Origin of the sequence: Microbacterium sp. JAI119 (assembly GCF_013410135.1) — a bacterium.
GTDB lineage: Bacteria > Actinomycetota > Actinomycetes > Actinomycetales > Microbacteriaceae > Microbacterium > Microbacterium oxydans.
Genome location: NZ_JACCCK010000001.1, coordinates 1 through 11,119, shown reverse-complemented (window position 1 = coordinate 11,119; position 11,119 = coordinate 1). Strand labels below are relative to the sequence as shown.

The following is an 11,119-nucleotide window of genomic DNA, read 5'->3' as shown; positions in this document are numbered from 1 at the left end:
CGCGTCGCTACTTGGACTTGTCGAGCGCCGACTGCGCGCTCGCCTGAGCCTCGGCGATCGATGCGGCGATCGCGCTCTGGCTGAGCGATCCCCCCTGCAGGGCGGGCAGCGATTGGACGACCACGTTGGTCAGGGCGAGCTGCGTGTCCCCCCAGGCGCCCGTGAACGGGGTGGCCACCGACTGCGAGGCGGCCTGCACGTTGGCGCTCAGATCGGGGTTGTCCTTCTCGACCTGCGCGGCAGCTTCCACGCCGGTGGGCAGCTCTCCGAAGGTGTCGAAGTAGTCGAGCTGCGACTCGGTGCTGGTGAGCATCTCGATGAACGCGAAGGCGAGGTCCTGGTTCGGCGAGTACTGGGCGACGACGAGGTTGTCGCCGGAGAGGATGCTGGCTGCCTCCTTGCCGCCCTTCGGAAGTTCGGTCTCCCCCGGCGGGATGGTCGGCAGGAGCGCGTAAGAGTAGGAGTCCGCGACGGGCGAGCCCGCGAACGTGGGCTTGGAGTTGGCGGAGGTCATCGGCAGGAAGCCGGCCTTTCCGTCGGCGAAGGCGGCGACGGCCTGCGCGTTCTTCCACCCGACCGATGCCGGGTCGACGAGCCCGTCCTGGTACCAGCCGAAGTAGGTGTCGTAGGCGGCAACCACGGCCGGGTCGTCGATCTCCGCCTTCTTGGCGTCGACGTCGATCAGCGGGTTGCCCGCCTGCACACTCATACCCCAGACGAACTTCCAGGGGTCAAAGCTGTCGGCGTAGCCGATCGCGAGACCGTGCACATCCCCTGATTCGATCTTCGCGGCCGCAGCCGTCAGCTCATCCCAGGTCGTCGGCGGCTCCTCGATGCCGGCGGCGGCAAGCAGCTCGGTGTTGTAGGCCATCACGAAGGGACGACTCACGAACGGGATGGCGATCTCGTCGTCCTCGCTCGGGCCGGAGATACCCAGGGTGGATGGCACGAAGCGGTCACGGCCCCCGACCTTGTCCCAGTCGGCATCGGTGAGCTTCACGAAGGCTCCCGTGGCGTAGGCGGTCGGTGTGAAGGTGGTGCCGAGACCGTAGACGTCGGGGCCCTGTCCGGAGAGCACGGAGGTCTGGATCTTCGTGAGCTCGTCGTTGGCGCTGGCGAAGGTCTCGAACTCGACGGTGGCTCCGGTCTTCTCCTCGAATGCATCGGAGACCTTCCCGAACCATTCCTTCTGCTGCTCGGGGTAGAGGCCGTTCGCGGCCATCATCACGGTGAGCGTCTGGCCTGTCCCATCGACAGCGCCACCGGTGCCGCCGTCATCCGTACCAGCGCCGGATCCCGAGCATGCGGTCAGTGCGATCGCTGCTGCGGCCATCGCCCCGAGGGCGATCAGGGGTCGAGACTTCATTGAACTCTCCTTCGAGACAGTGAGTGGACGTGACTGCGTCTTCGCCAAGGTAGGCAAGCATGGCAATTGTTAGCAATCCATTGCCAGTAATTGCCATCCTGTGATTCTGTTGCCGCATGTCGTCTCCCACACCCCCTCCGCATCGGCCGACGCTCGCCGATGTGGCCGATGCCGCCGGCGTCGCGATCTCCACGGCCTCGCGCGCACTCGCCGTCCCCGGTCGCGGGAACCCCGACACCCGCGAGCGCATCATCCGCATCGCGAAGGACCTCGGTTACACCCCCGTCACCGCGTCGAACGCCTCGGCGACACCATCGACCCGCATGGTCGCCGTGCTCGTATCCGACGTCACCAACCCGTTCTACTTCGACATCATCCGCGGCACCCAGCAGGCCCTGCGGGTGGCGGGCTACTCGCAGATCCTCGTGCATACCGAGGAGTCGCCCGAGATGGAGGAGAGCACGCTCGAAGAGCTGCGCAGCTCTTACGACGGGGCGATCCTCACCGCGTCCCGCCTGTCCGACGAGCGGCTCGCCGAGCTCAGCGCCGAGCTTCCTCTGGTCGCGCTGAACCGGGCGGTACCAGGGGTGCCGTCGGTGTTCATCGACACACCGCTCGGGTTCGACCAGGCGGTCGAGCACCTCGCCTCGCTCGGCCATCGACGCATTTGCTACGTGGCCGGTCCCCCCACCAGCTGGGCGAGCAACCTCCGCTGGCGTGCCGTGGCGGCCGCGTGCGAGCGCCTCGGGATCGAGCACACGAAGGTGGGCCCGTACCAGCCGCGCACGAAGGCGGGCGCGGCCGCGGCGGATGCTGCGCTGAACACCGGCGCCACCGCGTGCGTGGCTTTCAACGACCTCCTCGCGATCGGCATGCTCATCCGGCTCAAGGAACGAGGCGTGCGTGTTCCGGAGGACATGAGCATCGTCGGCTGCGACGACATCTTCGGCGCCGACTTCTGCAACCCGCCGCTGACCACCCTCACCGCTCCGGTCGAACAGGCCGCACGGCTGTCGGTATCGATGCTGCTCGATCGACTGCAGAGCGAGCGCATCGGCGCGAGCGCACTCACCCGCCGCCACATCGCGGCGCTGCCGACCCATCTGACCGTGCGGGAGTCGACCGGCTCCGCACCGCGCCGTACCCCTGGAGGAGAATCATGAGCAGAGAACTCAGCCCGCACGTCGACCGACTCCTCCCCGCCGATCCCGGAGTGCGAGAGCTCGCCAGGAGGCTGTACGACGCCGTCGCCGCGGCGCCGATCCTCTCCCCGCACGGCCATGTCGATGCTGCATTGCTCGCCGACGACAAGCCCTTCCCAGACCCTGCGACACTGCTGATCACGCCCGACCACTACGTGCTGCGTCTGCTCCACGCAGTCGGCGTGCCCCTCGACGCGCTGGGCCGGGGAGCCGCGCCCGCTGATCCGCAGGAGGTATGGCGGGCGTTCTGCGCGAACTGGGACGTCTTCCTCGGAACCCCGGTGCGCTACTGGTTCGAGACCTCGCTGTCCGAGGTGTTCGGGGTGACGGAGCAGCCGAGTGCGGGCAACGCCGACGAGCTCTACGCGCACATCGACTCGCAGCTGCGCACCGCCGAGTTCCACCCACGTGCGTTGTTCGAGCGCTTCCGCATCGCGGTGCTCGCCACGACCGACGACCCCGCCGACGACCTCGCAGCTCACGCACGACTGCGCGACGATCCGTCCTTCCACGGGCATGTGCTCCCGACATTCCGTGCCGACCGTTACATGGACCCATCGGCTGCGGGCTGGACGATCGCGATCGCGGAGCTGTCGGAAGCTGCCGGCACCGATGCCGGGAACTACGCCGGGCTGCTCGAGGCCCTGCGCCGCCGCCGCGCCGCGTTCCGGGCAGCGGGCGGCACAGCGACCGACACCGGGGTGCTCGATGCCGGATCGCAGCCGCTCACGAGTGCCGATGCGGAGCGCATCCATGCCGCGGGGCTCCGGAGCGAAGTCACGGCGGAAGACGCGACGGCGTACCGCCGCAACATGCTCTACCGGCTGGCCGAGATGTCGTCCGAAGACGGACTCGTGATGCAGCTGCACCCCGGCGTCATCCGCAACCACCACCGTGACACGCTCGCGCGGTTCGGCCCAGACAGCGGGCACGATCTGCCGGACGTCGCCGCCTTCACGCGGCCGCTCACCCCGATCCTCAACGACTTCGGCACGAACGAGACGTTCCGGATGGTGCTGTTCACGGTCGACGAGACAGCGTTCAGCCGTGAGATCGGACCACTCGCGGGCTTCTATCCGTCCGTCTACGCCGGTGCGCCGTGGTGGTTCCTCGACACCCCCGACGCCATTTCGCGCTACCGGCGATCGGTGACCGACAGTGCCGGGTTCACCAAGACCAGCGGATTCGTCGACGACACCAGGGCCTTCTGCTCGATCCCCGCGCGCCACGACATGTCCCGACGACTCGACGCCGGCTACCTGGCGGCACTCGTCTCCGAGCACCGGCTCACCGAAGAACAGGCCTTCGCATTGGCGCACCGTTTCGTGGACGACATCCCGAGGACGACGTTCCGCCTGCCCGGGGGTACCGCCTCAGCTTCATGACGTGGACGCCTTCGTCACCCTGCGGACGACGTACTCGACGACGTCGCCCTCCGGGATCGCGCGGGGCCGGAAGCGCACACCGGTCGACGCCCGTGGAACCATGCGATCGACGCGGAAGATGCGCCAGTCGTCACGATCGAGATCCCACGCGAGCAGGTACCAGACCGACCCCCAGCTCACCAGGCGCTGCGGTTCGGTGTGCCGCTTCTCTTCGTCTCCGCCGGGTTTCGTGTAGCCGAAGCGAAGCCGTTCATGGGCACGGACGGCCGCGGCGACCGTGCTGAGCGCCGCGAGGTCGAGCGGGGGTTCGGCCCCAGGAACCACACTCGTCGCCTCACGGATCGCGTCGACGCGACGGCGCAGTCGCGAGGGCATGACCTGCTCGAGTTTCGCGAGGGCGGTGAGCGAGGTCTCTTCGACGCCGAGCCGCCAGGTGGCGGCCACCCCCAGCCCGACGGCGACCGCGACCGCCTCGTCGTCGTCGAGCAGCAACGGAGGCATCGCGGTTCCGGCGGCCAGGCGGTATCCGCCCGCGACGCCGGGGCGCGCATCCACCGGATAACCGAGCGAGCGGAGCTTGCCGATGTCGGCGCGCACGGTCCTCGTGCTCACACCCAGTCGGTCGGCGAGTGCGGAACTCGTCCAGTCGCGTCTGAGCTGAAGCAATGACAGCAGTTCCAGCAGACGGGCCGAGGTCTCGAGCATGTCTGATCCTCTCAGCAAATGCGGAAGCTGGTCTTCCGCATTGCCTGAGAGCGTCAACAGCATGACACAGAACACCTCCCTCAGCCCTTTCCGCATCGACATCCCGCAGGATGCCATCGATGACCTGCACGATCGTCTGACCCGCACGCGCTGGCCGCTCCCCGTTCCCGGACGTGACGATCGCACCGACTTCAGCCGCGGGATCCCGCTTCCTTACCTGCAGGAGCTCGCGGATCACTGGCGCGATGGATTCGACTGGCGGGCGCAGGAGAGGGCCCTCAACGCGCATGAGCAGTTCACGACGGTCGTCGACGGTCAGACGTTCCATGTGCTCCATGTGCGCTCGGCGAACCCGGCAGCCACGCCTCTGCTTCTCAGCGACAGCTGGCCGGCGTCGTTCATCGAGTACCAGCGACTGATCCCGCTGCTGACGGACGACTTCCACGTGGTCATCCCGTCCCTGCCCGGACTGGGGTTCTCGAACCCGCTCTCCGGCACCGGGTGGGATCTGGCTCGAACCGCCGACGCCTACACCGAGATCATGACGCGCTTCGGCTACGACCGGTTCGCGGCGCACGGCACGGACGTCGGCACCGGCATCATCGGCAGACTGGCCGCGCTGCACCCGGAGCACGTCATCGGCACGCACTTCGCCAGCGACCGCGTGTGGCTCGGACTGGTCGGCACCATGTTCCCCGCCCCCGATGGTCTGTCCGAGGAAGAGCTCGCCCAGCTCGAGGCCGCACATGCTGCGAGCGCTGCGGAACGCGGCTACATCGGCATGCACAACCATCGACCCGACACGGTCGGACCGGCCCTCACCGACTCGCCCGTCGGCCAGCTCGCGTGGATCGTGGAGAAGTTCAAGCGCAGGATCGACGGCGGGTACGGGGCGCCGGATGTCGACCGCGACCAGCTCCTGACGAACGTGAGTCTCTACTGGTTCACCCGCAGCGGTGCTTCAGTCGCGCAGTTCTTCTACGAGTCGGAGCACGCCCAGCTGGACTTCGTCATGCCCTCCGGGGTGCGCGCCGGCTGAGCCGTCTTCGACGCGCATCCCCTGATCCGGCGCACGATGGATCCCGCCGGTGCGATCGACCACTGGAGCGAGTTCGCCGAGGGTGGGCACTTCCCGGCGATGGAGGAGCCGGAGCTGCTGGCCGACGACATCCGCAGGTTCTTCCGCGGTCTCGCCTGATCCGCTCAGGCACCGTGCGCATCGATCAGATCGCGACCGCGCTGATCGATGCGTGCGGGCGCCTTCTCTCCTGCACCCTGGTCTCGCTGTCGAGCACCGAGAAGCCGGCGCGCTCGAGCTGGTTCGACATACCCTGCACCGACCAGTAGTGCGCCGTCGTGACGGCGTGCGGGAAAGGCTGCCCGTCCGCCCCGTCGAAGAAGCCGACCAGCAGATGTCCGCCCTCACGGGTCCCGCGGCGAGCGGCCTCGAGCAGATGCGGAAGCCCATCCGGAGTCGCGTGGATCAGCGAGTACCAAGCCAGCACGCCGCCCAAGGAACCGAGCGGGATGTCGGTATCGGCCAGAGACGCCGTCCGATACGAGATGTGGGGGAATCGCGCCGAGGCGCCGGCGATGAAGTCCGGCACCAGGTCGATGCCCTCGGCATCGGCACCGCGCTCGACGAGGAACGCCGTCCAGTGTCCAGGACCACACCCCACGTCGAGGATGCGTCCGTCGACGCCGTCCGCCCAGCGACCGATGCGCTCCCGGTCGACGTCATCCATCTGCGCGATGTCGCCGAACAACTCCGTGTACTCGACCGCACGCGCCGCATACCCGTCGCGCACGCGCGCATCCTCCGTCTCCTGCTGAGCCATGGCCCTCCCCGCTCTCGCGATGATCGGACTCCACGCTATCGAGGTCTCGCCCGCAGATGGATGTAACACCTGTTACAGTTTCGTGTGTGACGAAATCGGATGGCTGGCTCGTGCTCCTGGTGCAGGTACCCGCATCACCCTCGCGGCATCGCGTCGCGGTCTGGCGCGAGCTGCGTCATTTCGGTGCGGTACCCGCAGGGCAGGGTACCTGGGTCACGCCAGATGTGCCTGCGTGCGTCGAGGGGGTCGACCGGGCGCTGGCGCTCGCACAGCGCGGCAACGGCGACATCCTCGTGCTACGCACCCAGGCCGACGGCGGTGACACCGCCGCACTTCGGAAGCTCTTCGACGCCGCGAGAGCAGACGACTGGGCGGAGTTCGTCGCCGACTGCGCGAAGTACCGCGCCGAGATCGCGCGTGAGATCGAGAAGAAGAAGTTCACGCTGGCCGAGCTCGAAGAGGAGGAGCAGAGCCTCGACCGACTGCAGCGCTGGCACCGCACGATCCGCGCCCGCGACGTGTTCGACTCCGCCTCGTCCAAGGACGCCGACCGCGAGTTGGCCGCGTGCGTTCAGGATCTCGCCCGGTTCGCCGACCTCGTCTACCAGGCCGTCCACGCGTGAGCCTGCCGACCGCCGCCGCACCGGCGACCCGCCAGGTCGCACCGCTGTATGCAGCCGGCTTCGTGACGGCGTTCGGCGCCCACAGCATCGCCGCAGGCATCGGGGCGACCGGCGGGGACATCGGTCTCGACCTCCTGCGTCTGGGGGCGCTTCTGGCGATCTACGACCTCGCCGAGGTGTTCCTCAAACCCGTCTTCGGCTCGCTGTCCGACCGGATCGGCGCCAAGCCGGTGATCGTGTTCGGGCTTCTGGCCTTCGGCGTCGCATCGCTCGTCGGGGTGTGGTCGTCGAGCACGGCAGCCCTCGCGATCGCACGTCTCGGGCAGGGCGCCGCAGCCTCAGCGTTCTCGCCCGCTTCCTCGGCGACGGTCGCACGGCTCGCGGCCCCGGGCGCGAAGGGGCGATACTTCGGCAGATACGGATCCTGGAAGGGCCTCGGCTACACACTGGGTCCTCTCCTAGGCGCCGCACTGATCTTCCTGGGCGGCTTCCCCCTCCTCTTCACGTGCCTGAGCGCGCTCGCCGTCCTCACCGCGATCTGGGTGGCGATCTCCCTGCCCCGACTCGAGCCGCTGCCTCGACCCCGGTACACGGTCGCCGACCTGGTCCGTCAGACGACGGAGCGGGGCTTCCTCATCCCGACGCTCGTGCTCGCCGCGTCCACCGGCGCGCTCGGTGCGGCGATCGGCTTCCTCCCCGCTCTCGCCAGCAGTGAAGGTGCTCCCCTCTTCGCGAGCATCGCGATCGCCTCGGTTCTGGCGCTGAGCTCGGCACTCACCCAGCCCTGGGCGGGCAGGCTCCGCGACAGCGGCCGCTTGAGCGATCGGACCGCGATGACACTCGGCCTCGCGGTGATCACGGCCGGCATCCTGGTCGCCGCGTTCGTCCCCGTGCTCCCGTGTCTCTACGTCGCCGCCGCCCTGCTCGGCATCGGGATCGGCGTCTCGACGCCTTTCGCCTTCGCGCATCTCGCCGAGACGACACCACCCGAACGGATGGGGCGCACGATGGGCACGGCCGAACTCGGCCGCGAGCTCGGCGATGCCGGTGGGCCGCTGCTGGTCGGAGCCGTCGCGGTGGCGGCGACGCTTCCCTGGGGTCTCGCGGCACTCGCGGTCGTGGTCGCCGCTTCGGGAGCGACCACCCGGGTCCTGCCGCGATCACCGGGAGGAGAGCGGGCGGAGAGCGACACCTGATGCACTTTCGTCGCCGACGCAGGCCGCCCGATGGAACCGGATCTCCGTGCCGGACGAATACCTAGTGTGAGCAACGACAACGACATCATCCGCGAATCGCTCGAGGCCGCGGAACGGTTCTCCGAGATCTTCGAGCGACATATCGGCGCCGTCTCGGCCTACGTCGCCCGCCGCGTCGGACCGGCTGCGAGCGATGACATCGTGAGCGAGACGTTCCTGATCGCGTTCCGCAAGCGGAGGCGCTACGACTTGACGCGGAGTTCCGCGCTGCCCTGGCTGATGGGCATCGCGACGAATGTCCTCGGACAGCACCGAAGGGCCCAGGCGCAACACTGGCGCGCGCTGCAGGCGTCCGTCGGTCAGCACGACCAGGTGGCTGCCGACGATCACGACCGCTCCTCCTCGCAGCTCGATGCAGCAGGCGAGATCGAGCGCCTCTACCCCCGCATCGCCGCGCTGACGGCCCGTGACCGCGAGGTGCTCTTCCTGCACGCCTGGGGCGATCTTACATACGAGCAGATCGCCGCGGCGCTCGCGATCCCGGTCGGTACCGTGCGTTCACGCCTCAGCCGCATCCGGGCGAAGCTCGCCGCTCCTCCCCCGCCGTCGCCGGCTCCACCTCACCGGCCGCGCGCGGCGACCACCCACATTCGACTTGCCGAGAAAGAGACCATCCATGGACATCCTTGACACGGTGCGGGAGATGAAGCCCACCTACCCCACATCGCCGCAGGCGCCTCGCCGCGCCCTCCACCAGGCGATCGCGCAGTCGCGACGTCGCCGCCCACTCGGACGGATCATCGGGATCTCCCTCGCGGGCACGGCGGTCGCCGCGGTCGCCGTCGCCGCCTCCGTACTCATCCCGCCGGGAGTCGTCGGCCAACCGCCGGCCGCCTCGGCATCGACCTATCTCAACGAGACCGCGGCCTCCATCCGATCGGCTGCCGCGCAGCCGGTCCAGGTGACCATGGCGACCAGACACCTGCGCCTCGTCGGTGGTCGGAATGAGCAGTCCCCTCCGTTCGGCAGCTTCAGGACGGATGCCACGGGTGCCGTCGTCACCGAATCGGCTGTGACGTATCTCCATGCGGCGGACGGAAGCTCGTCGCAGACGTCGCACACCGAGTTGCACGCCACCGAGACCTACGGCGACGCCACGGCCGTCCACCGCGCCTGGACTTCGTACTACGGGTCATCCTTCCCCATCGGCGCGGAGCCCCTCACGGTGCGCGATGTCGACGTCGACGCCCCTCCCATCGGGGAACTCCCGGTGTCGACCACCGACTTCCCGTCGGACCCCGCGGCCTTCCTCGCCGCATGGACGACCGGCATGGAGGATCAACTGATCGCTGCCAAAGCAGAAGCGGCGAGGATGCCCATGGACGGCGAACCGGAGTCGAACGGACTGTACGCGAGCATCGAGGAACGGCTCGACATCCCCGCCGCGGAGCATATGCTCAACGAACTCGGACATTCAGTGCCCATCCTCTCCGCCTCCCCGGAGTATCGCGCGACGTTCCTGGAGGCACTCGCCCTGGCAGACGGGATGGCCGTTGAGAACGACGCCTCCGCCGACAAGATCCTGGTGTACGAGACCGACGACGCCCGCTTCCGCCTGACGGTCAATCCCCCGACCGGCTCCATCCTCCGGATCGAGAAGTTCCTGCTCCGGGTTCCCCCCGGTCCCGGGAACGTGTCCATCGAAGACACCACTCCCGTCGAGGTCGGCTCCGCATCCTTCCTCCCGAAGGAGATTCCGGATTTCGCGGTGACCTTCACGACGGAACCGGTGGGCTGAGCCCGGCACTCCGCAGTGCGCCTCCGCATCCTCTCGGGTGCGGAGGCGCAGTGTCGCCGGGCTCAGTCCGCCGCCGGCACCGCCGCGATCACCCGGATCTCCCTCGTCGCGGCATCACCGAGGCTGCGCAGCGCCTCCTGATAGGCCTCGGAATGGTACGCCGCCACCGCAGCCTCGAGATCCGGGAACTCGATGATCGTCGTGCGCAACGCCGACTCGCCTTCCAGCACTGCGAGAGGCGCACCCCGCGCGAGGAACCTGCCGCCCCCGGCCCGCATCGCGGGACCTGCGCGCTCGACGTACCGCGCAAGCGTCTCGTGATCTCGAATGCTCGTGAACGTGTTCACCCAATAGACAGTCACCGTGATGCTCTCCCGTCGATCTCGGAGAATCCATCCTGAGCGACCGGCGTATGTCCGACCAGGCCGAGAACCGCCGACGATCGACTCGATCCTGCCGATTCCGCTCGAACGCGGGCTCGGCGCCGACTCGGTGTTCGTGCGGGCCAGGACCGGGCTGACCGCTACCGGAGCAGCATCAACGACTACTCTCCGTCGCCAGCGCGCGATCGGCGGATCGGCCGGAGAACTCTTCGGACGATCCCCACCACGACTGCTCCCACGACGCCGCCCACCGTGTTCCAGACGATGTCCTGCACATCGGGAACGCGACCGGGTATCGAGGCCTGTACGTGTTCGATCGCGAACGACGTACCGAACACCAGCACGGGCGCGAGTATCCAGAGGCGCCTGCTGAGCGCGAGCGCCACTGCGGCTCCGAGCGGCACGAAGAGCAGAGCATTGAGAATGCTCTCCAGCTGGAGATAGCTCATCGGTTCGACCAGCGGCGCGGCGAAGACGTGGGCGAAGTCCATGAAGAGCGCGCGGGCAGGACCCGCGAATCGGCGCGGTTGACGGCGCTCACTGAAATTCCTCGGTTCTGCTCATCGAAATTCCCCACTCTGGGTCGCTCCGCCGCATGAGGCGGGCCTTCCTCGATGCTGGTG

Annotated in this window: 13 protein-coding genes; 8 read left to right on the top strand and 5 right to left on the bottom strand. The window is 68.3% G+C overall.

The window, feature by feature from the left end:
* Nucleotides 1-7: 7 nt before the first annotated feature.
* Nucleotides 8-1,366 carry an extracellular solute-binding protein gene (locus tag HDC31_RS00060; protein WP_113680563.1) on the bottom strand — a complete coding sequence of 453 codons (1,359 nt, stop codon included), beginning with the start codon at nucleotides 1,364-1,366 and terminating at the stop codon, nucleotides 8-10.
* 116 nt (nucleotides 1,367-1,482) lie between these two features.
* On the opposite strand from HDC31_RS00060, the gene HDC31_RS00055 reads away from it, so the two are divergent.
* Nucleotides 1,483-2,529, top strand: a complete 1,047-nt coding sequence (locus tag HDC31_RS00055) for a LacI family DNA-binding transcriptional regulator (protein ID WP_179515692.1) — start codon at nucleotides 1,483-1,485, stop codon at nucleotides 2,527-2,529.
* A complete protein-coding gene (uxaC, locus tag HDC31_RS00050) occupies nucleotides 2,526-3,953 on the top strand; it encodes a glucuronate isomerase (protein WP_179515691.1) in 1,428 nt (475 codons plus the stop codon). The genes HDC31_RS00055 and uxaC overlap by 4 nt, the downstream gene beginning before the upstream one ends.
* On the opposite strand, the gene HDC31_RS00045 is transcribed toward uxaC, so the two are convergent.
* Nucleotides 3,948-4,658 carry a YafY family protein gene (locus tag HDC31_RS00045; protein WP_208644282.1) on the bottom strand — a complete coding sequence of 237 codons (711 nt, stop codon included), beginning with the start codon at nucleotides 4,656-4,658 and terminating at the stop codon, nucleotides 3,948-3,950. The two genes, uxaC and HDC31_RS00045, sit on opposite strands and share 6 nt — an antisense overlap.
* 61 nt (nucleotides 4,659-4,719) lie before the next feature.
* Between HDC31_RS00045 and HDC31_RS00040 the strand changes: the two genes are divergently transcribed.
* The gene (locus tag HDC31_RS00040) at nucleotides 4,720-5,697 is read left to right on the top strand and encodes an epoxide hydrolase family protein (RefSeq protein ID WP_218867265.1); all 978 of its coding nucleotides are present in this window, start codon (nucleotides 4,720-4,722) and stop codon (nucleotides 5,695-5,697) included.
* Between the two features lie 36 nt (nucleotides 5,698-5,733).
* Nucleotides 5,734-5,856, top strand: coding sequence for a hypothetical protein (locus HDC31_RS20065; protein WP_257021908.1), 123 nt, complete (start codon nucleotides 5,734-5,736; stop codon nucleotides 5,854-5,856).
* A 25-nt stretch (nucleotides 5,857-5,881) separates the two neighbouring features.
* Here HDC31_RS20065 and HDC31_RS00035 read toward each other — a convergent pair whose 3' ends face one another.
* Nucleotides 5,882-6,496, bottom strand: a complete 615-nt coding sequence (locus HDC31_RS00035; protein ID WP_113680564.1) for a trans-aconitate 2-methyltransferase — start codon at nucleotides 6,494-6,496, stop codon at nucleotides 5,882-5,884.
* Nucleotides 6,497-6,582: 86 nt separating this feature from the next.
* On the opposite strand from HDC31_RS00035, the gene HDC31_RS00030 reads away from it, so the two are divergent.
* From HDC31_RS00030 to HDC31_RS00015, 4 genes are all read left to right on the top strand, one after another.
* Entirely contained in the window at nucleotides 6,583-7,119 is a 537-nt protein-coding gene (locus HDC31_RS00030) for a Chromate resistance protein ChrB (RefSeq protein WP_258546275.1), read from the top strand.
* Nucleotides 7,116-8,315 (top strand): MFS transporter, encoded by a 1,200-nt coding sequence (locus HDC31_RS00025; RefSeq protein WP_113680566.1) that lies wholly within the window; start codon nucleotides 7,116-7,118, stop codon nucleotides 8,313-8,315. The genes HDC31_RS00030 and HDC31_RS00025 overlap by 4 nt, the downstream gene beginning before the upstream one ends.
* Nucleotides 8,316-8,381: 66 nt before the next feature.
* The gene (locus HDC31_RS00020) at nucleotides 8,382-9,005 is read left to right on the top strand and encodes an RNA polymerase sigma factor (protein ID WP_170224083.1); all 624 of its coding nucleotides are present in this window, start codon (nucleotides 8,382-8,384) and stop codon (nucleotides 9,003-9,005) included.
* The gene (locus HDC31_RS00015; protein ID WP_058631943.1) at nucleotides 8,992-10,113 is read left to right on the top strand and encodes a hypothetical protein; all 1,122 of its coding nucleotides are present in this window, start codon (nucleotides 8,992-8,994) and stop codon (nucleotides 10,111-10,113) included. Before HDC31_RS00020 ends, HDC31_RS00015 begins: the two co-directional genes overlap by 14 nt.
* A gap of 62 nt (nucleotides 10,114-10,175) precedes the next feature.
* Here the strand turns inward: HDC31_RS00015 and HDC31_RS00010 are convergent, their stop codons facing one another.
* Nucleotides 10,176-10,475: a DUF1330 domain-containing protein gene (locus HDC31_RS00010; protein WP_179515689.1), complete on the bottom strand. Its 300-nt coding sequence runs from the start codon at nucleotides 10,473-10,475 to the stop codon at nucleotides 10,176-10,178.
* 182 nt (nucleotides 10,476-10,657) lie between these two features.
* The gene (locus HDC31_RS00005; protein ID WP_179515688.1) at nucleotides 10,658-10,987 is read right to left on the bottom strand and encodes a VanZ family protein; all 330 of its coding nucleotides are present in this window, start codon (nucleotides 10,985-10,987) and stop codon (nucleotides 10,658-10,660) included.
* Nucleotides 10,988-11,119 lie beyond the last annotated feature (132 nt).